Source organism: Vibrio cincinnatiensis (assembly GCF_022113815.1).
Taxonomy (GTDB): Bacteria; Pseudomonadota; Gammaproteobacteria; order Enterobacterales; family Vibrionaceae; genus Vibrio; species Vibrio cincinnatiensis_A.
The window spans coordinates 102625-123241 of record NZ_SGOM01000008.1 but is presented as its reverse complement, the minus strand read 5'-3'; the positions used below and the strand labels follow the sequence as shown (position 1 = coordinate 123241).

18 protein-coding genes and 1 pseudogene are annotated in these 20617 nt (G+C 43.4%); 6 read left to right on the top strand and 13 right to left on the bottom strand.

Annotation, left to right across the window (positions count from 1 at the left end; translation table 11 throughout):
- Window positions 1–115: 115 nt before the first annotated feature.
- On the bottom strand, window positions 116–985 hold the full coding sequence (locus EXA13_RS11620; RefSeq protein WP_238133327.1) for an AraC family transcriptional regulator: 870 nt from the start codon (window positions 983–985) through the stop codon (window positions 116–118).
- A 106-nt stretch (window positions 986–1091) separates the two neighbouring features.
- Here EXA13_RS11620 and EXA13_RS11615 point away from each other — a divergent pair, with 106 nt between their 5' ends.
- The 3 genes from EXA13_RS11615 (at window position 1092) to EXA13_RS11605 (ending at window position 5278) form a co-directional block, all read left to right on the top strand.
- On the top strand, window positions 1092–2240 hold the full coding sequence (locus EXA13_RS11615) for a PLP-dependent aminotransferase family protein (protein WP_238133326.1): 1149 nt from the start codon (window positions 1092–1094) through the stop codon (window positions 2238–2240).
- A gap of 517 nt (window positions 2241–2757) precedes the next feature.
- Complete coding sequence (gene leuE, locus EXA13_RS11610; protein ID WP_238133325.1) at window positions 2758–3399, top strand: leucine efflux protein LeuE; 642 nt, start codon at window positions 2758–2760, stop codon at window positions 3397–3399.
- Window positions 3400–3508: 109 nt separating this feature from the next.
- The gene (locus EXA13_RS11605; protein ID WP_238133324.1) at window positions 3509–5278 is read left to right on the top strand and encodes a lysophospholipid acyltransferase family protein; all 1770 of its coding nucleotides are present in this window, start codon (window positions 3509–3511) and stop codon (window positions 5276–5278) included.
- Here EXA13_RS11605 and EXA13_RS11600 read toward each other — a convergent pair.
- The 6 genes from EXA13_RS11600 to EXA13_RS11575 form a co-directional block, all read right to left on the bottom strand.
- Window positions 5251–5841 carry a TorD/DmsD family molecular chaperone gene (locus EXA13_RS11600; protein WP_238133323.1) on the bottom strand — a complete coding sequence of 197 codons (591 nt, stop codon included), beginning with the start codon at window positions 5839–5841 and terminating at the stop codon, window positions 5251–5253. The two genes, EXA13_RS11605 and EXA13_RS11600, sit on opposite strands and share 28 nt — an antisense overlap.
- Before the next feature lie 130 nt (window positions 5842–5971).
- Window positions 5972–6784 (bottom strand): dimethyl sulfoxide reductase anchor subunit family protein, encoded by an 813-nt coding sequence (locus tag EXA13_RS11595; protein WP_238133322.1) that lies wholly within the window; start codon window positions 6782–6784, stop codon window positions 5972–5974.
- Window positions 6785–6787: 3 nt separating this feature from the next.
- Window positions 6788–7405 (bottom strand): DMSO/selenate family reductase complex B subunit, encoded by a 618-nt coding sequence (locus EXA13_RS11590; protein WP_238133321.1) that lies wholly within the window; start codon window positions 7403–7405, stop codon window positions 6788–6790.
- A 10-nt stretch (window positions 7406–7415) separates the two neighbouring features.
- Window positions 7416–9851 carry a DMSO/selenate family reductase complex A subunit gene (locus tag EXA13_RS11585; RefSeq protein WP_238133320.1) on the bottom strand — a complete coding sequence of 812 codons (2436 nt, stop codon included), beginning with the start codon at window positions 9849–9851 and terminating at the stop codon, window positions 7416–7418.
- A gap of 139 nt (window positions 9852–9990) precedes the next feature.
- Window positions 9991–10506, bottom strand: a complete 516-nt coding sequence (locus EXA13_RS11580; RefSeq protein WP_238133319.1) for a 4Fe-4S binding protein — start codon at window positions 10504–10506, stop codon at window positions 9991–9993.
- Between the two features lie 190 nt (window positions 10507–10696).
- On the bottom strand, window positions 10697–11791 hold the full coding sequence (locus EXA13_RS11575; protein WP_238133318.1) for an NADH:flavin oxidoreductase/NADH oxidase: 1095 nt from the start codon (window positions 11789–11791) through the stop codon (window positions 10697–10699).
- 108 nt (window positions 11792–11899) lie between these two features.
- On the opposite strand from EXA13_RS11575, the gene EXA13_RS11570 reads away from it, so the two are divergent.
- Together EXA13_RS11570 and EXA13_RS11565 are read left to right on the top strand one after the other, a co-directional pair.
- Entirely contained in the window at window positions 11900–12832 is a 933-nt protein-coding gene (locus EXA13_RS11570; RefSeq protein WP_238133317.1) for a LysR family transcriptional regulator, read from the top strand.
- Complete coding sequence (locus EXA13_RS11565; RefSeq protein ID WP_238133316.1) at window positions 12825–13295, top strand: YhcH/YjgK/YiaL family protein; 471 nt, start codon at window positions 12825–12827, stop codon at window positions 13293–13295. The genes EXA13_RS11570 and EXA13_RS11565 overlap by 8 nt, the downstream gene beginning before the upstream one ends.
- Before the next feature lie 217 nt (window positions 13296–13512).
- Here the strand turns inward: EXA13_RS11565 and EXA13_RS11560 are convergent, their stop codons facing one another.
- The 5 genes and pseudogenes from EXA13_RS11560 to EXA13_RS11540 all read right to left on the bottom strand — a co-directional run bounded on the left by EXA13_RS11560 (window position 13513) and on the right by EXA13_RS11540 (window position 18511).
- Window positions 13513–13671 (bottom strand): hypothetical protein, encoded by a 159-nt coding sequence (locus EXA13_RS11560; RefSeq protein ID WP_238133370.1) that lies wholly within the window; start codon window positions 13669–13671, stop codon window positions 13513–13515.
- Window positions 13599–14461 (bottom strand): annotated as a pseudogene (locus tag EXA13_RS11555) (lipase family protein). Before EXA13_RS11555 ends, EXA13_RS11560 begins: the two are co-directional and overlap by 73 nt.
- A gap of 226 nt (window positions 14462–14687) precedes the next feature.
- Window positions 14688–15233, bottom strand: coding sequence for a DUF6795 domain-containing protein (locus EXA13_RS11550; RefSeq protein ID WP_238133315.1), 546 nt, complete (start codon window positions 15231–15233; stop codon window positions 14688–14690).
- 587 nt (window positions 15234–15820) lie between these two features.
- Window positions 15821–17653 (bottom strand): glutamine--fructose-6-phosphate transaminase (isomerizing), encoded by a 1833-nt coding sequence (glmS, locus tag EXA13_RS11545; protein WP_238133314.1) that lies wholly within the window; start codon window positions 17651–17653, stop codon window positions 15821–15823.
- Between the two features lie 96 nt (window positions 17654–17749).
- The gene (locus EXA13_RS11540; RefSeq protein ID WP_238133313.1) at window positions 17750–18511 is read right to left on the bottom strand and encodes a DeoR/GlpR family DNA-binding transcription regulator; all 762 of its coding nucleotides are present in this window, start codon (window positions 18509–18511) and stop codon (window positions 17750–17752) included.
- A gap of 442 nt (window positions 18512–18953) precedes the next feature.
- Between EXA13_RS11540 and pykF the strand changes: the two genes are divergently transcribed.
- The gene (pykF, locus tag EXA13_RS11535) at window positions 18954–20366 is read left to right on the top strand and encodes a pyruvate kinase PykF (protein WP_238116071.1); all 1413 of its coding nucleotides are present in this window, start codon (window positions 18954–18956) and stop codon (window positions 20364–20366) included.
- A 75-nt stretch (window positions 20367–20441) separates the two neighbouring features.
- On the opposite strand, the gene EXA13_RS16825 is transcribed toward pykF, so the two are convergent.
- Window positions 20442–20573 (bottom strand): hypothetical protein, encoded by a 132-nt coding sequence (locus tag EXA13_RS16825; protein WP_269117635.1) that lies wholly within the window; start codon window positions 20571–20573, stop codon window positions 20442–20444.
- Window positions 20574–20617 lie beyond the last annotated feature (44 nt).

Below are 20617 nucleotides of genomic sequence, written 5' to 3'. Positions count from 1 at the left end.
CAACATAGAACCCCGGCCCCGAATCCCGCCCAAATCCACCAGCAAAATCACATCACCTGAGTAGCATTCACAACACCCCAATTAAGAAACACCACTAGGTACTTGAATTCTCTTATCAAAAAATGCTGATCGGCAGATAGAAGTCAATTTCAAATCGTTCATCAAGGCTGAGAAAATGATTTTTATGATAGTGAACATAAGCAGGAGTTGAGCGCAATTTATAACGTGATTGAGGCAACCACTTTTCAAAAATCTGGCTCACTTGAGGTAATAATTCGCCATAACGGCCTTGCAGCCGAAATACCGCATGCAATCCACCGGGGATCGTTAGCTGGTTCACCGCCCCTCTCAATTTTACTGGTTTATGAATTTCCAAGCAGGCGACATAACGACATTTATCTAATTCAACCCAAGCGGGGTTTGAATGGTGGAGTCCAAACTGCTGAGTCATATTTCGCTGTTCTTCCTTCGCCCAATGAATTAATGCATTCCAAGAGTCACGAATCGAGCGATTATAACCTTGATGCCGGATATAAGCCGTCAAGCGAGGCTGAGTTTCTATGATTTTTGGTCTTGGTAAGACAAGATTTGCCACTCGTCGATAGCCTTCCGCCACATCGCTATCCTGGATAGGTGCTCGTGTTGACAAGTTTCCCTCTCCATGCCGCCATTGACCCGGAGCCACATGAAATTCCGCTTTAAATGCTTTAGAAAAAGAAGAAAGTGAGCTAAATCCGCATTTGTTTGCAATATCAATAACCGGAGTTTGTGCATCAAACATTAATTGGTTGGCAGCATACTCCATTCGTGTTCGGCGGATATATTGGTGTACGGCTTCCCCCACAACACGTTTAAAAACACGGTGAAAATGTTGTTCTGAATATGCGGCTAAGTCGGCTAATTTCTTTGCTGACAAGTCATTCGCAATATCTTGATGAATGTAATAAAGAACATCATTGATACGCGAAACATGCTGTGAATTCATCGGTTAAATAATACCCATAAAGATGCATTTGAGCATAAATGGACAAACAATTTTATGCTACCAATCGTACTATGCGAGGCATAAAAATAGAATACAGGAATCAAACATGGACATCGCAGAGTCGTTACAACAAGTGAAATCATCCTATATCCGTGAAATCCTCGCGGCGGCCAGTGATAGCAAGGTGATCTCTTTAGCGGGAGGGTTACCGGATGAAGCAACCTTTCCCATTGAGCTAATGCGATCCACACTCGTGGGGCTAGCCGAGCATCCTCACGTTTTTCAGTATGGTGCAACCGCAGGTTATAGCCCACTCATCGACTTTCTAAAAAATGCGTTTGCTCTGCCCGCAAGCCATGAGGTCATGATAACAACAGGATCACAGCAAGGGTTAGATCTCATTGCTCGAGCTTATATTAACCCTGCAGATAAAGTTGTTATGGAAGCACCCAGCTACTTAGGTGCAATGCAAGTGTTTGGGTTAGCTCAAGCTCACATTGTCACGGTTACGCAAACACCTGAAGGACCAAACCTTGAAGAGTTAGCACAGTGCTTCCAATCTCAACAGCCTAAAATGTTTTATGCTGTCCCGGATTTTCATAACCCCACAGGCATCAGCTGGAGTTTGAATACACGTAAAAAAGTAGCTGAACTCTGTAAAATATTTAATGTCGTTTTAGTGGAAGATGTCCCTTACCGTGAATTACGTTTTGCCGGTGAAGTCTATCCATTGGTCTCTGACTTTTGTCCAGAACAATCCATTGTTCTGCGCTCTTTCTCTAAAATAGCCTCTCCGGGTCTAAGATTGGGTGCAGTTTCAGGCTTATCATCCTATTTAGCGCCAATGATTAAAGTTAAACAAGGGGCCGACCTTCATTCCAGTGTTCCTATGCAAGCCTTGCTACATGGCTTACTCGCCAACCCTAAATTTCCGGAACACCTCGAGCAGATTCGTACACTATACCGTGCACGTTATGAGGTGTTATTTAATGCTCTGAAAAGCGAATTACCTGAAGACTGTGAACTGAACCCTATAGATGGCGGCATGTTTATCTGGCTCTCCATTCCTCAGTGTGACACTTTTGAACTGGCTAAACAGCTACTGGCTGAAGGGGTTGCGGTTGTTCCTAGCCCTGTTTTTTACCCTGACCCAGATGAAGCCCCTGCGGCGTTGCGGCTTAATTTCACCAATTCAACTGAACAAGAACTAATGAAAGCTGCTCACTGTTTAGCTTCCGTATTAAAACAGCATTAACTGATGGCTTAGGGGAGAAAACCTCCCCTTTCATCTACCAATTCATTTAATTCAAAACCAAAACAACCAAAAAGTTAGCAAAATACAGAAAAAACAACCGATATAAGTCTAAAAATAGGATGATTTATCCAAATTGTGAATAAAAACAGCACCCATCCAAACCGCCAGAGAAAATCAAAATATAATTTCATATTTAATATAAAAATTAAACTTAAAACCCACAAATAGAGCGATTAACTAGATATAAAAACTATAATATCAAAATTAATTAAACAGATATTTCAAAAATAACAAAGGACGTTATCATACTCACAAGCTCACTCCATTGAGACGACATTCCGTTTGAATGCCAACCCATCGAGTAACACGACATCTCTGTATTTGCCCTTTCTTCAGTGGCGATACACGACGGATTACCGATGTTGTTCACATCATTGTTCATCTAACAATGGAAAACATGAGCTCATCGCACGGTAGTGTGCATTGACTTTATCGATGTTATTTTTGCGAGAGTGGTATGTTGGAAAGTATCGGAATTATTAATCTTTGGGCCTATTTAGTCGGCGTCTTTTTGATTGTGATCGTCCCCGGCCCTAACTCTATCTTTGTATTAACGGCCAGTGCTAAACATGGGGTGAAAGGCGGGTATAAAGCGGCTCTTGGCGTGTTTACTGGGGATGCTTTACTGATCTTTTTAGCTTTTTTAGGGGTGGCGACTCTCGTTAAAAATTCACCACTGCTCTTCCATGTTATCCAATATATGGGGGCGGCATACCTCTTCTATCTTGGAGCGAAGACCATTATTCACAGCTTCCGCCAACGTGCTCAAGTCATAGAACGTAATGAGGTTGGCAAAAAGCACCAAGGCCTTTACCTAAAGGCCTTAGGGCTGAGTGTGTTGAATCCGAAAATGATCATTTTCTACGTTTCTTTCTTTATTCAATTCATCGATTTTAATGCTGAAAGCACTGGGCTCTCTTTTTTGGTTTTGGGTTCGATACTGGAGCTATGTAGCATGCTCTATCTTTCACTGCTGATTTTTGCTGGGTTTGGTATTACCAATAAAGTGAAACAAAATCAAAAATTAGCCAAAATGTCTAATACCTTCATTGGCTCGCTGTTTGTCCTCTTTGCTTTAAGACTAGCGCTCACCGCTTAGTACTTGGTTCTTGGTGATTAGAGGCGACACAAAAGTTTCATCGCTATGCAGCGTTACTGACATTAACCACTTTTAGCATAACGTCACGATCACAGTTAGTGAGGACGTTATGCTATCCACCAGCCCGTTTAAATTACCCCGTAAAACACCTTTTGGCCTTGCTGAACATTTTGCTGAGTGGGCAACTGGTCTGAGTAAACTGGATGAGTTTTATACTCAACGTCCCGCTCAATGCAATACCGCACAATTTTTACGCTTCACTCTTGATGTCTTAGGGATTGCCTACCAAGTCCGTAAAGGTGCTCTTTCCCACATACCGGAAACAGGCGCAACGGTGGTGGTAGCCAACCATCCATTAGGCTGTGTAGAAGGCATCATCTTAGCGGAACTATTATTGGCGAGACGCGGCGATGTAAAAATTCTAGCGAATCACTATTTAAAAACGGTACCAGAGCTTGATGCTCTGTTCATCGGCGTGGATGTATTTACCGAAGGAGCCGCCAATAACACCAATGTGGTCGCCTTACGCCAAGCGCACAAACACCTCGCTCAAGGTGGTGTACTGCTTATCTTTCCGGCTGGAGAGGTTTCTCGATGGGTTGACCACAAACAGAAGCGGCTGGAAGACAGAGAATGGAGCCACTCAGTCAGTCGTCTAATCAAAAAGCATCAGGCCAACGTTGTTCCTATTTATATTGATGGTCAAAATTCTAAACGCTTTTATATGGCCGGAAAGATACACCCACTACTACGGACACTGCTGCTGGGGCGTGAATTGCTCAATAAGAAGCAGCAATGTATTGAACTGTTCATCGGAGAAGTGATTACGTTTAAAGAGATTCATCAATTAGAAGACCACACTCTCATCAACTATTTACGCTTAAATACCTATTTACTGCAAAACACGGATACCCTCTCTCGTAATAAAACACAACAAGATCGAACCTTGCCTCCTGTCGTTGACGCCCTCCCCAGATCGTTCCTACAGAAAGATATCACGCAGCTTCCCGATGAGTGTCATTTATTAGATCACCAAGATTTTAGCGTCTACTGCGCCAGTGCAGAGCAGATTCCAGCGATCTTGCATGAGATAGGTAGAATACGAGAAATTAATTTTCGACATGTCGGTGAAGGAACAGGGCTCGCTCTGGACTTGGATCATTTTGATCGAGACTACCTTCATTTGTTCATTTGGGATCACGCTAAGCAGGCTGTGGTTGGGGCTTATCGCCTCGGATTGGTGGATACGCTCCTACCAAGAAAGGGAATAAATGGGCTCTACACCAGTACTTTGTTTCAGTATGATTCACGTTTTTTACAACCGATGGGTAAATCCATTGAAATGGGGCGTTCAGTTATCGACAGCGCTTATCAAAAAAGCGTCGCTCCCCTATTACTATTGTGGAAAGGAATTGCAACTTATGTGCATAGAAACCCACAATATACTCATCTATTTGGCCCAGTGAGTATCAGTAGCGACTACAGTGAACTTACTCGTCAGCTATTAGCCGACACCATGACTTTGCACTATTATGATCAAGCACAAGCCGAATTGGTCCAAGCCAGTCACCCTCTCAGCTCAACAACACCGATGCCATGGAATGCAAGCTTACTCTCTGCCTTAGCCGATTTACAATTGTTGACACGTGTCATTGCACGTATTGATGAAGGAAAAGGGATCCCGGTTTTACTGCGTCAATATCTAGGGCTCAATGGCAAGCTTGTCTGTTTTAATGTCGACCCTGATTTTAATGACTCTTTAGATGGGCTCATTGTGGTTGATTTACGGCAAGTGCCATGGCCAACGCTCGCACGTTATATGGGAAAAGAACAAGCCATGGCATACTTCAGTCAGCATTCGGTTATGATACCTTCATGAGAAAATGAAGACTTATCACTTGCATGAGCTTTTAACTGCGTTAAAAAACATTCTGCAATGATGGCCAAACCATAATAAAAATCCGTCTCTGAGCAAGCGGACTTTAATTGCTGTAAATATTGGTCAGCCCATGGCAATAGGTGATCGGTTAGCAATGTTAATGCTGCACTATCTTGCTCTTGCTCAAGAAAATGTGCCAATGCCAATAGCATCAACCCAAACTGATCTTCAGGCTCATGATTGGCGAGTTGCACTTCAATACCATGTTGTTGCAAAAATTGGCGATAAGCGAGGGTGCTCTCTCCCATGACAATCCGTTCAGGATCTAAATACACCGATCCCCAAGGTGGAGCTGGCATCTCCCCGATCCCTTCAAATAACAGGCTAAATTGCTCTAACTGAGGCTCCGGTAATGCTTGGCACAAAGTATGAATTTGTACTGGATTTGCCCAAGAAAAGTGCTCGGCTAAATACGGCAAATCTTGTTGTGCATACAGAGCGGGTTCGCTATGGGGTGGGTAGTAAAATAGGCTACCTAAAACTCGGGGGACCACCGCTAACATAAGCTCTCCTTTATTATCGAAAACAATCAGCCTGTTACTCATCAACTTTCATTGCTAAGCACAGGCTGAATTTTTATATTTCACTCTTTGCACAATAGGTTATGTATTGAAAAATAGCCCTATCATGCGATTACATGGTTATCCACCACAGGTTATAAAAGGTGATCCTACCAGCAAACTCACCCACAAGTACCAGCATAGCGCTGCCCAATAGCACAGGTTTTACTTGTTGTTTTTTCAAGCCGCCTAATAAAGCAACCAGCAACGCCAGAATAACCGCAGCAAGGTAAATAAACCAGAACGGCTCTTGCGCATTGACTAAATGGGGAACGCGTTCATTCAACAAAGCCATGTATCCGGAACGCGTGGCGATAGCGGTGATAGTACCAACAATAACCACCAAACTGCCAAGTCGGTAAACCCCTAAAGCTAAAGCGCCCATTCCACCCGAAATCAGCACCGTCAACCATAAATGTAACGAGGTATAGTAACTATTCCACGCAGGAACGGTCTCTAATTGGTAAACCTGAGTAATTGACCAAGCAAACGCTAAACCCAGTAATACCGCTAAACCATTTAAACCTTGGTGCAGTGAGTCGGAAATGGTGAGCCTAGCCTGTGTTTTCACCATGTCACGTACGCGAGAAAAACTTAGAACAACGGTCAACAAGGTACAGCCAAAATAGAGGCCACTGAGTACAATTTCATTACTCATGGGTGAACGTAATAGGCCAAATAGTAAGTTAAATGCCCGCTGTGGCTGCCCCATGTGCAAACCACCAACCGCCATACCAACAACAAATAAAATAAGCGCAATGAGGTTAATTTTATGCCGTTGAGAGGGCGTAATTTGCCCGATTAAGCCAGCAATCCATGCTAGCAACATCATGCCAACCGCAGTCTGGCCTAAAACGGTAAAGAAAACTAAAGGTAATTCATGCATCGTTTAAACCTCTGAAGGATTTTGAATAGCGCCGGTGGTATCGCCCGACATTCGCGCATCGGCATGGGCTTTAATCACTAAACTTGGCTTGGTTAATCGAGGATCAGGCAATGGTGCAACCGCATTGGTATTCCCATATTTAGCTCGTAGAATCTCAATCTCATCAAAATCGAGCGCCCGTTGCGGGCAAGATTCAACACAAACCGGTTTCAGCCCTTGTGCAACACGCTGATAGCAACCATCACATTTTGACATCACTTTCTTCTGCTCATCGAACTGAGGAGCCCCATAAGGGCAGCGCATTTCACAGTAACGACAGCCGATACAAACATCTTGATCCACCACCACTAACCCATCTTCTTGGCGTTTATGCATCGCTCCGGTTGGGCAGCCTTTTACACAAGCAGGATCCGCACAGTGGTTACAAGAAATAGACAAATAGTAATTGAAAGTATCTTGTTTCCACGCATTCCCTACTTTTTGCCAGTCACCCCCACCGTATTCATACACGCGGCGATATTTGGGGCCTACTTCGAGTGCCTTCTCATCTTTACAACTGATTTGGCAAGTTTTACAGCCAGTACATTTGGATGAGTCGACAAAAAAGCCGTATTGTTTCATTTAAAATCTCCTAGATGCGCTTAACGTCGACCAAGTTCGTGTGTTGTGGGTTACCTTTAGCTAAAGCCGTTGGTCGTAGAGAGGTCAAACGGTTAATACAACCACCAACATCCACGCCTTCTTTATTGGTCTGAGCCCATGCCCCTTCTGGCATCGCCGTTACCCCCGGCATAATACGCGGTGAAACTTTGGCTTTAATTCTTAACCGACCACGATCATTAAACACTTCGACAAAATCATCCGTGTGAATACCTCGGGCTTGTGCATCAATAGGATTCATCCATAACACATCGGGCGCAGCTTCTTTCAATTGCGCGACCGATGAATAGGTTGAGTGGCAATGACCTTTAGTATGGAAGCCTGTCAACTGTAAGGGGTACTTACTTAACATAGGCTTATCTTCAATACCTTCAACGGCGGGCCAGTATTCCGGAATGGCGGAGATTTTATCACCCGGTAGTAATTCCCACTTCGTCGCCAATTCAGCTAACGGCTCAGAGTAGATTTCAATTTTACCTGATGGCGTTTTTAATGGATGCTGCTGAGGATTATCACGGAATGCTTTCAGCGCAATATGCTGACTGCTATCTGCCACTCGGCGATCAATCACTCCCATACCATCGGTTTCTGCAAATGGAGGAAGATGAGGCTCTTGCTTGCGAACTTGGTTATAAGCATGTTCGATCCACTCTTGATAACTCCGTCCCTCAGTAAAGGCCTCTTTAATGCCCATTTTTTCGGCAATGTCAGCTAACACATCATAAGTTGGACGGTTCTCCCACATTGGCTCAATGGCTTTTTGTAGACGAACTAAATAGTGATACGAGCCAGATTGGTATGAGTTATTGATCAACTCATCGGATTCTAAGGTTGAAACATCCGGTAGTAATAAATCGGCATACTTCGCTGAAGCAGTCATGTGATTATCCCAAACCAGAATAAATTCACATAAAGATTCATCGCGCAGCACTTTATCGACTTGGTTGAGATCCGAATGCTGGTTAGCGGTTACGTTCGAGGCATAATTCCAAAGAAATTTCACATTGGTGGCTAATCGATCTCGGCCTTGAACATAATCTTTCTCTGCCGTCATTTCCGTGCCGCAAGTAATGGCATCTAGCCAACTGAAACAAGGAATGGAGACTTTGACGGGGTTTGGAATCGCCAGCCCTGCCAGCGGATAGTTAACACTGCCTCCCCAAGTACCAATATTGGTGCCAGGGCGACCAAATTGCCCAGTCATGATCGGTAACATCATAATTGCACGAGAAGCATGTTCACCATTTTGAGTTCGCTGAACCCCCCACCCTTGTGAGATCCAGGCCGCTTTGGCTCCTGCAATTTCACGTGCCAATTCACGAATACGTTGAGCAGGAATTTCGGTTAATGCTTCAGCCCATTCTGGTGTTTTTTCGATCTTATCTTCACCAAGCCCAAGAATATAAGCTTTATAGGATGAGTTCGCTGGCGCACTGGCAGGTAAGGTTTCTTCACTCCAACCGACGGTATATTGGTTAAGCATGGCCTCATCAAGTAGATTTTCTTTAATCAAGGTATGCCCAATGGCCGCCACCAATGCCGCATCCGTTCCGGGACGAATCGGTAACCATTCGGCATTAAATGCGGTCACACTGTCGGTACGACGAGGATCAATCAAAATAACCTTAGCGCCGCTTTGCTCCAGTGCATGGTAAATTTCCGCAATTTGTCCGCCGCCAGACATACGAGTTTCAGCCAAGTTTTGGCCAAACATCACCACTAAATCGGAATTTTTGATCTCAGCAAATAAGGTTTGTTGTTCGGTCCCGTAGATATTCCCCGCTTGACCAAAAACAAAAGGTTGAATTCGGTTAAGCTGCGCTTCTGAATAAGTATTGTGCATATCCAAAAAGCCGCCGGCTAAATTCAGCAAACGTTTACAGGTATTACGGCCTTGTAGATTGGCACCCGTAGTCCCACTACCATATTGATAATAAATCGCTTCGTTACCGTAAGTGCTGATCACTCGTTGCAGTTCATTGGCAACAATAGTGGTTGCTTCATCCCAACTGATGCGTTTGAATTTACCTTCACCGCGTTGACCCACTCGCTTCATTGGGTACTTCAAACGATCGGGGTTATAGGTACGAAAACGAGCAGAGCGCCCACGCAAGCAAGGACGAATTTGGTGTTGACCAAAAATCGCTTCATTTACCCCATCTTCTGGGGAAATTTTGACCGCCACGCCCTCACGAACATGTACTTTAAATGGACAACGACTACCACAGTTCACCAAGCAAGCACTGTAACGGATCTGCTCTTCACTCGAAGGCATTTCACTTTTAGCCGCCAAGGCATTAAATGGCAAACTGATTGAACTGGCCGCAACGGCGGCACCAGAAGCCACGACAGAGCTCTGAATGAATTCACGGCGTGTAAATAGTTTTTTTATTATTGATGTGGACATAGACCCTCCAATGTATGGGTCTATTATCATTAGTGATGACTATTTTCCCCTATGATCATCATCAACTAAAGATGAATTACCGGTAACACCCACAATAAATCAGAATTAACCGCTAATAAAAACCATTATCACCAGCCATTCACGTCGTTCTAATCTTCCAACTTATTGCGCTTGCTGGGCAAGTACTTCGGCACTGTCCACACCCATTACACAATGCAGGATCCACCGTCGGTTTTTGATCCGGTAGACATTGAATTGCTGCCGTTGGACACTGTTCCACACACAGTTCGCAGTAACCCAATAAGCGGCTATGGCACTGGTTAGCAAAGGTGGGTAACAATTCTGTCTGTGAAGCAGGCTGAAGCGCTCCTGTCGGGCAGGCTTGAGCACACTGGCTGCATAACTGACAGTGATTATAATCCACGCAAAGCTCTGGCCACGGTTCATTTAACTGAATGACTGAATTTGGGCAGGCCTTAACACATAAACCACAGCCATCGCACAATTCACGAAAAAGCCCTTCCGCTAATGCTCCCGGAGGACGTGGAATGGTACGCTTTGGCAAGTTTTCCGCTTCTTGGTAAGCCGATTTACCACGAGCCAACATGCCTCGAAAAAGATCACGCCGACTAAAACTGCGAGGGGTATCGCTCATAATTACCAGTGTAGAAATAGAAATGACACGCTAATCATAACGCGAAAAAACAAAAACCAAAAAGTGAACTTCACAACCCTCAGCGCTTTCATCCTTTCTGCTCAGCCCAGTCAAACAAGGCCACAGAGAATAAAATAAAGCCGCAATGCAAAATGCAGTGCGGCTTATCAATAAAAAAAAGTATAAAAAATCACTCAGTAAGAGCATAACGCTCTAACCAATGTGCATAAGGTGCGGGTAAAGTCCAAGATGGCTTATCAACCCCCAGTTTTCGCGCCAGCGTATAAGTCCAGTGAGGGTCGGCTAAATAAGCTCTGCCAATCATCACTAAATCCATTTGACCATCAGCCACCACACGCTGTGCATCTTCGGCTTTATCAATCCCCCAAGAGGAAGCGACCGGAAGCCCCGTCTCTTTTTTCACTCGTTCCGCTATCGGAGCCAAAAACGCTGGCCCCCAAGGAATGTTAGCCTCTTTCGTCGAAAAGCCGACACTGACGTTCACCATATCCAGCCCGACTTCCTTCATCTCATTGAGTAAGGCAATGGCTTCTTGCAAGGTTTCTTCATCACGACCATCAAATTCTATCACGCCAAAACGAGCGGTTAACGGTAAGGTTTCTGGCCATACTTCACGTACTGCTTGCAACGTTTCTAACAAGAAACGTCCACGCGCCTTAGCATCACCACCGTAACCATCTTGTCGCTGATTAGCGTGAACAGAGAAAAAGCTTTGCGCAAGGTAACCGTGAGCAAAATGCAGTTCAAGCCATTCAAACCCCGCGGCTAAAGCCCGTTGCGCCGCTTGCACAAAATCGGCTTTGACGCGTTCAATATCTTCAAGAGTCATCGCTTTAGGTTCTTTCGCTAAATGGCCCCCAAAAGGAATGGCAGAAGGTGAAAGGGTTTCCCAGCCGCCTTCTCCTTCAATATGGTCATCACCTTGCCATGGAATGTTGGCGCTGGCTTTTCTACCAGCATGGCCAATTTGAATACCCGGTACACTGCCGTTGCTTTTAATGGTTTGTGCCAGTTTCGCTAACTCTTGTGCTTGAGCCTCATTCCAAATGCCTAAACATTTAGGCGTGATCCGCCCTTCAGGAGAAACGGCCGTAGCTTCAACAATCACCAAACCAGCACCACCACGAGCAAGGCCGGCATAGTGAACTTGGTGCCAATCATTCGCTACCCCATCCGTTGCACTGTATTGGCACATAGGAGGAATCGCAATACGGTTTTTTAACGTCACAGATTTTAACTGGAAAGATTCAAATAACGCGGACATAACTCTTCTCATCAGCAGATTTAACCATTTAGGAAACCTAGTCTAGCGCTTGCTAAGTTAAATAAAAAATTATTAAATGTTTTCAGGTTAATAATTTTTGGTTATCACATGATCAACCCAATTTGGTTAAAAACGTTTAAAACACTGGTCGATGTCGGGCACTTCACCCAGACTGCCGAACAACTCAATATGACTCAACCCGGTGTCAGTCAACATATTGCCAAGCTCGAGGCGGCCTGCAATTACCCTCTTATCAAACGTTTTAATAAACAGTTTGAACTAACGATTCACGGAAAAAAAGTTTACCAATACGCACAGAAATGGCTGGAAGAAGAGCAACAATTGCTACAAGAACTGGGGCATGATGAACCCTTTAAAGGGAAATGTACCCTCGGTTGTTCAGGCACACTAGCGTGGTTACTCTACTCACCGTTACTTGAACTGCAAACCACTTACCCGGAACTGACCATTGAATTAGAGGCTACGCCTAATGAAAGAATTTATGAACAAGTTCATAAAGGTGCGATTGATATCGGTTTAGTCACTAAGCCACCCAGTACCAAATATTTTGATAGCCAAATCGTGGGCGTTGAGTCTTTAGTGTTTGTGGTACCCAGTACCTATGATCGCCACCTCCCCTTAACGGAACTCCTACCTCGCTTAGGTGTGGTACGTCATCCGGATTTAGAACACTATTTTCATGCTTATCTTTCACACAGCAACGATCCACAATTAGCCAAACTCGACCTCACTTCCATTCCCAGCAAAAGTTACATTAATCAGGTCCATCAAGTTTTGCTGCCCGTGGCAAAAGGAATCGGCTTTAGCGTGGTTCCGAAATGCTGCGTGAGTTTGTTTTCTGAGCAAGATAAACTAGCGGTATTACCCGTGACAGAAGAGATTCAAGAACCCCTTTATTTGGTCACAAAACGCCACGCGCCGTTAGCCAAACGATATGAATTAGTCGTTGAAACCATTCAATCGGTTCTCAATTCCTGTAATCTTTTGTCGAAAAACCACCAAGAGGCAAACCATGTTTAAAGGCCATTTATCTGCGCTTGCAGAGTATTCACAGCTTCCCACAAAACTTTTAGATGTCATCGACACTGTCAAACAACACCTAGCCACTCACCCAAGTAATGGACGCTACACACTCGAAGGCGATGAGGTTTTCTTCTTTATCGTTGATGATCACAGCCAACCACTCAATGAACGTAAAGCAGAAATTCATAAAAAATATCTTGATGTACAGATTGTGTTAGAAGGGGAAGAGCGTTTTGGCTTTAGCCTGCATCCATTCCAAAGCCTCGCAGAAGATTATTTAGAAGAGCGAGATCTGGCTTTTAGTGAAGATATTATTGATGAACAGTTTGTCGATTTATCTGAAAATGAATTTATTATTTTTAATGCTGAGCAGCCACACCGACCCCTTATTGCCGTTGAAAACCCACGCCCAATCCGCAAAGCGGTAATAAAGGTGGCTAAGTTTTGGTTAGAGGGATAAGTACGATTTATTTCTACATCATTCACAAGTTGGATTTTTGCTCTAACTTGTCTTGCTGCAGATTTTTGCTTTAATTTCTAATCAAGGCGGGAAAAGAGAACTTATCCAAGGTGGGTAAAACCAAAGCCTCGAAAATATCCGCATAAAAAGAAAAATGCCAGTCACCTTAACTGATTGGCATTACTCACAAGAAGTCTTTTCTCTGTAGCATGGGTATTTAACTGGCAAGCTGAATCGCCTGCTTTGCGATGAGATAGAGCTTACCAATGACAACACTAAACACTTTTCGAATAAAACTGGCTGTCATATCTTCAATGGCAGTGACTGGTTTTCCTGCAAAAACCAACATATGACCGAGCAAACCACGAACTTGCACTTCCCGTATTTTCGACGCTTTGGCGACTTTCTCAAGATGTCTGGAAATGTGAGGCCGACGGAGATAGATGCCTGTGCTGCTATGGAAGCGAGAAGGCCAGCATCTTTCAAGAGAGTGATCAGGGCTGAGCTTATTTTATTTGCCCAATATTCTGAAAATGAAGCTTGATTTCTGTGTTCAAATTTCAATCTGACAGGCGTATGCAAATATTGATTGGCCCTAATTTTTAATGCTTTCCAGTCTTCCGTATTTGCCGTGTTTAAATAACCCGGATTGTCATCTGCCGACATTGAATGAGCGCTGAGAGTGAGTCGGGGTGAACTGTCTAAGCGATATTCTTGCCCTTGGTAGGGAGCATGCACAAAAGGCCAAAGTGGAATCATAGGGACAGGATCACCGCCATGAGTACAGCGGAATATTTTATCCGCTCTGTTGCCTGATTTTATAGCATACTGTTCCAAGCCAACACGTGGTGCGCCAAATGTGTAGAGATTGACTCGACAAGAATACTCACTTTTTAGCCAGTCGGCACAAAGCGATGCTAATGCTCCCCCCAAACTATGCCCTACAAAGTGAATTTTTTTGGTGTGCGATTGCTTTTAGATAAATGTTGTTTGAGCTGATTTTTAATACTATTGAATGAGTTAATAAATCCTGCATGTGCTATTGAACCATTAGGAGAACCTTTGCAACCAATATTAAAGTTAGTGCTCCAATCATTCGCATTTTGTGTGCCACGAATAGAGACAACGAGTTCGTCTTGATATATCCCCTTGCCAATGCCAATCATCGAAAATGCTTTTGAAGTTCGCATTACGCCTGGAATGACTTTCCTAATCAAATGTATGCTATCTAATAATGCAATACCACCTGTTTGCCCATTAAATGTACTATCCTCTGAAAAAGAAAAGTGTTTCTTGTACTCTCCAGTTACTAATTTAATGTTTGTGCCAAGGTAAATCTCGTAAGGGATGTTTGCTATTTTCGAAGCCAGTTTCGGTGTTAGGGTAGCCATTTTAATCCTCTTGGATTTTTTCTCTACGCTTATATCCCTTAATTCTGCATCTGCTTAGTACCATCAAATCGGCACCATGTGGAACAACAGGGTTTTTAAAATAGTATTGATATTCAATAGAGTTTATCTCGCATTTTGTATTTTTAAGATTGTCCACAATAAGATCAAGCGGCTCATCGTAACCTAGTATTGAATGCCATAGATATATTCTCTCTTCGTCATTTACTAGGTAAATACCAAAGTAAGAGTAAGCCTGATTTAATGGAAATTTCTTCAACCACTGAGCATGAATCATTGGATCAAAATGAAAATATCCAGATGAATCTGTCTTAGTTTTGTCATTATATCTGTAATCTAGAAAGCCGCCTTCAAGATAAACGTCTCTATCCGCTAAAATCTCTCCGTCAAGAGTAAGGTGGCCAGAGATCTCTGGGCTTAAGACATACTCATTTTTTTTAAATAAATCAAAGATGTTTAACATAGTACTTTGGCTTACTGATGAAAAAAGAACTAAGAATAATGTTAGTATCAGCTTGGTGATGTTCATTTTCATTCCGATTACAAATGATGCCTAATATATTGGATGTTCATTGGTAATATGAGAAAGTTTTTTCATTCTGGAATAAATCTCTAATTTGTTATGAAAATAACAAAACTGTTAATTAAAAAACCAACTTTTTCCTACAATAACTATACAGATCTCCCCGAACAAACATCAAAGAGACAATACGTGCTATATCTGGCAACCGCATGAAAGAACGTAGAGGTCAAAAAGGAGGCCATATCTTTTTGAGATTTAAAATATATAGCATCGACTACCATTTACTGAAATCAACAAATTTAAAAGTTACATTCATCCCCATACTCGATTTTGTTGAAAAATTAACAACTTTCGATGTGTAGGGGAAAATGTCATGCTTAATCCAACTCAATTTATGGACGACCTAATCGTAACTACTACCAAAAAATGAATGGTAGTGGGTTAGCGTATGGCTTTGCTGACAAGAACGCGAACTGTTACAAGTTTCAAGTTCGCTGTGAAATCATCGAGTAGATTAAAGAGGTCTATCTTTGGGGTGATCCTAGTCACCCCTTATTTACTCTCTTACAATTGATTTAATATAAACCGTACGCTTATTCGACTGTTACCGCCTTGGCTAAATTGCGGGGTTGGTCAACATCGGTGCCTTTGATCAATGCAACATGGTACGAAAGCAATTGCATCGGAATGGTGTAATAGATCGGTGCGGTGAGCTCACTAACGGGTGGCATGGTGATGATCTTCATTGTTTCGTCAGCCTCAAATCCCGCATTTTGGTCGGCAAAGACATACAATAAGCCCCCTCGTGCTCGAACCTCTTCAATATTAGACTTCAGTTTTTCCAAAAGATCATTACTAGGGGCGACGACCACAACGGGCATATCCGCATCAATCAAAGCTAATGGACCATGTTTTAGCTCACCCGCAGCATAAGCTTCTGCATGAATGTAAGAGATCTCCTTAAGCTTCAATGATGCTTCGAGGGCTATCGGATAAAACTCACCACGCCCTAAAAATAGCGTATGGTGCTTATCAGCAAAGTCTTCGGCAATCACTTCTATCTGTTTCTCACAAGCGAGCGCTTGCTCAATGTGCCTTGGTAAAGCATGCAACGCTTGCACAATATCCGCTTCTTTTTGGCTATCAATCACCTGCTTTTGTTTGCCTAATGCCGTCACAAGCATAAGCAGTGCAGAAAGTTGTGTGGTAAAGGCTTTGGTTGAGGCGACGCCAATTTCAATGCCCGCTCGAGTCATAAAGGCAAAATCAGACTCTCGAACTAATGAAGAACCAGCGACATTACAAATTGTCATTGCTGCCATATAGCCTTTTTCTTTAGCTAGACGCAATGCTGCCAGCGTGTCGGCCGTTTCACCAGACTGAGAAAGGGTAATAAGTAAACTATTTGGGCGTGTCACAAATTTTCGATAACGAAATTCAGAGGCAATTTCGACATCACAGCTTACCCCAGCTAAAGCTTCAAACCAGTAACGAGCAGTCATTCCTGCGTTGTAAGAGGTGCCACAAGCCACAATTTGAACATGTTCAACTTGGCTTAAGATCTCTGCGGCATGTACCCCAATACTTTCCGTAATTACGGTGTCGTGGCTGATCCGACCTTCCATGGTATTGATCAAAGCGGTAGGCTGTTCAAAGATTTCTTTTTGCATAAAGTGACGATACTTGCCTTTATCTCCAGCATCGTGCTCGGCATTAGATTCGATCATCTCGCGTACGACAGGTTCTCCATTCGCCGCAAAAACATGCACTTCTCGGCGAGTGATTTCTGCAACATCGCCTTCTTCAAGATACATAAAGCGGCGAGTAACGCTCAGAAGTGCCAGTTGATCAGAAGCGAGGAAATTTTCCCCGACACCAAAACCAATCACAATTGGGCTACCAGAACGAGCAACCGCGACTCGACTGGGATCGTTACGATCCAGTACAACGGTGCCGTAAGCCCCTTCCAGTTGTTTGACGGCTTTTTGCAATGCTTCAATTAATGAGCTTGAGGTCCGACGTTCCCAATTCACTAAATGAGCAATCACTTCGGTATCGGTTTGTGATTCGAAGACGTATCCCCGTTCACGCAAAAGGTCACGTAATACTTGATGGTTTTCAATAATGCCATTATGAACCACAGCAATGTCACCAGACATATGTGGGTGAGCGTTGATCTCCGATGGTTCACCATGCGTTGCCCAACGTGTATGGGCAATCCCCGTTCCACCAGACACTTGCGCAGCTTCTACCGCATCCGCTAACTCTTGTACTTTACCTAATCGGCGAATTCGGGTTAGCTGATTCTCTTCATCAACCACAACGACTCCCGCAGAGTCATAACCCCGATATTCTAAACGGCGTAAGCCTTCAACTAGAATTTCAGCAACATCTCGCTGCGCTACGGCACCCACAATTCCACACATACAAACTCCATTATGTTATTAATTTTTGAACTAGCCTCAGGCAGCAAGCAAAGGCCATTAGGGGGGCTAGCGTCAAGGTAATATGTCTCGATGTAATTAAGCTCGAATGACTCGAACTTGATGAGATTCTATCTGCTTGGCACACTCATCACTCAGATCGCGATCGGTGACCAAGACATCAATACGTTGCCAAGCAAGCTCTAAGTTCGGGATCTTCCGCCCGACTTTGTCTGACTCAATCATGACGATAACTTCTCGAGAAACATCCGCCATTACTTGGCTAAGCCCGGTTAATTCATTAAAAGTCGTCGTTCCTCGCTCTAAATCAATGCCATCCGCGCCAATAAAAAGCTGATCAAAATCGTAAGAACGCAGAACAGATTCAGCTACTTTGCCTTGAAAAGATTCAGAATGCGTATCCCAAGTCCCTCCTGTCATCAATAAGGTTGGTTCGCTTTCTAATTCATTAAGAGCATTGGCGACATGTAATGAGTTGGTCATCACAACCAAACCTCGTTTGTCATTCAATTGCTGGATGAGCGCTGCGGTTGTGCTGCCGCTATCGATCACAATCCGGTTATGATCTTTAATCAGTTTTGCAGCCGCTTTGGCCAAGGTTAACTTTCGAATCGAAACTTTTTCATTAAATTCGTCAGCCACAACCTCTTTGGGGAGAGCGATAGCCCCCCCATAACGGCGCAGTAACAAGCCATTCGTTTCTAGAGATGCGAGATCCTTCCTAATGGTGACTTCTGATGTTTTAAATTGGATAGATAACGCTTCAACACTCACCTCTCCCTGCTCGCTAACTAAGCAAGCAATGGCGTGCCTTCTTACTTGTGTGTTTCGTTTAGACATATTTTATTAGGATTTATATTTTCGATTCGAAACCAATTATAATCACTTCGAAACATAGGCGTCCATTTATTTTGATCCAAAAAATTAATATTTAGAGCTAAAACCTTGTTCTAAGACAAATCTTAAATCGTGATATTGCCTTCATTAGATGATAGAATTCGCACCCGAAAAGAAAATAAATTACAGAAATTAGTAAAATATTTTGCCAACAATCCCGCTTTAAGGTCGATAAGTTGGCGCTTTCTGAAATTTCACCTCGGAGAAACAGTCATAAAATGACTAAATCCGTTGAAAGACTTTCAGCTTTAAGGTGTTCCACTCGTGAATGAGTCTTGGCAATAGAGAAGAAAAATTTGCCGCTACCGAGATCATTTTGAAGCTAGGCATTACACTAAATTAAACTTTAAATTCATCCTAATTTACTTACCGGAGAGAACTTTCCATGAAAAAGACCAAAATCGTATGTACGATTGGCCCTAAAACTGAATCTGTAGAGAAGCTAACTGAACTGGTTAACGCGGGTATGAACGTAATGCGTTTAAACTTCTCTCATGGCGACTACGTAGAGCACGGCACTCGTATCGCAAACTTCCGTAAAGTCATGGAAGCAACCGGTAAGCAACTTGCTATCCTATTAGATACTAAAGGCCCTGAAATTCGCACCATCAAACTTGAAAATGGTGATGATGTTGATCTCGTTGCTGGCCAAGAGTTCACTTTTACAACTGATACTTCTGTTGTAGGTAATAAAAATACTGTTGCCGTCACTTACGCAGGTTTTGCACAAGACCTTTCTGCTGGTAACACCATTTTAGTCGACGATGGTTTGATTGAAATGGAAGTCATTTCAACAACAGCAACTGAAGTTAAATGTAAAGTACTGAACAACGGTGCTTTAGGTGAAAACAAAGGGGTTAACCTACCAGGCGTCTCTGTTAACCTGCCTGCTCTGTCTGAAAAAGACAAAAATGACCTGAAATTTGGTTGTGAACAAGGTGTTGATTTCGTTGCTGCATCTTTCATCCGTAAAGCCTCTGACGTGAAAGAAATCCGTGAAGTACTAGCGGCTAATGGTGGCGAGAACATTCAAATCATCTCTAAAATCGAAAACCAAGAAGGTGTCGATAACTTTGATGAAATTCTTGAGCTTTCTGACGGTATCATGGTTGCTCGTGGCGACCTAGGTGTTGAGATCCCAGCAGAAGAAGTTATCTTTGCTCAGAAGATGATGATCGAGAAATGTAACCGTGCTCGTAAAGTCGTTATCACTGCAACACAAATGCTAGATTCTATGATCAAAAACCCTCGCCCAACTCGTGCAGAAGCGGGTGACGTTGCGAACGCGATCATGGATGGTACTGATGCAGTTATGCTTTCTGGTGAAACAGCAAAAGGTAAATACCCGGTTGAAGCCGTTACTATTATGGCACAAATCGCAGCTCGTACCGATGCAGCTCTAAAAGCTGAACTGGGTTCTCGCCTAGATAGCCCTCGTCTACGTATTACTGAAGCAGTTTGTAAAGGTGCGGTAGATACGGCTGAAAAACTGGCAGCTCCACTGATCGTGGTAGCAACCGATGCGGGTAAATCTGCTCGTTCAGTTCGTAAATACTTCCCAACGGCCAATATTATTGCGGTAACGACTAACAAGAAAACCGCTGCTCAACTTGTATTGAGCAAAGGTATTGTTCCTGTTGTTGTTGATGCAATCAACAGTACTGATGACTTCTACCGTCTAGGTAAAGAGATCGCTCTTGAATCTGGCTTAGGTAAAAAAGGCGATATCGCTGTGATGGTTTCTGGTGCATTGGTTGCTTCAGGTACAACAAACACAGCTTCTGTACACGTTCTGTAATTTCTTTCAGTCCAGTGTAGAAAAATAACGAAATCGGGGCCTAAGCCCCGATTTTTTATGATGATTCCAACAGATTTACCAGCCAAAAAACTCTTTGTGGTGGGTATTGAGCAGCAATACCATAGGAAGAAAATAAAGGGCACTGATCTGCACACCTAACACCAATAAAGCGCTAATCGTTAACCTCACTAGAAAAAGATACATCATAATTCAGCCTCACAATGTCAGCTCATGGGCTTAATCTTCAGCGA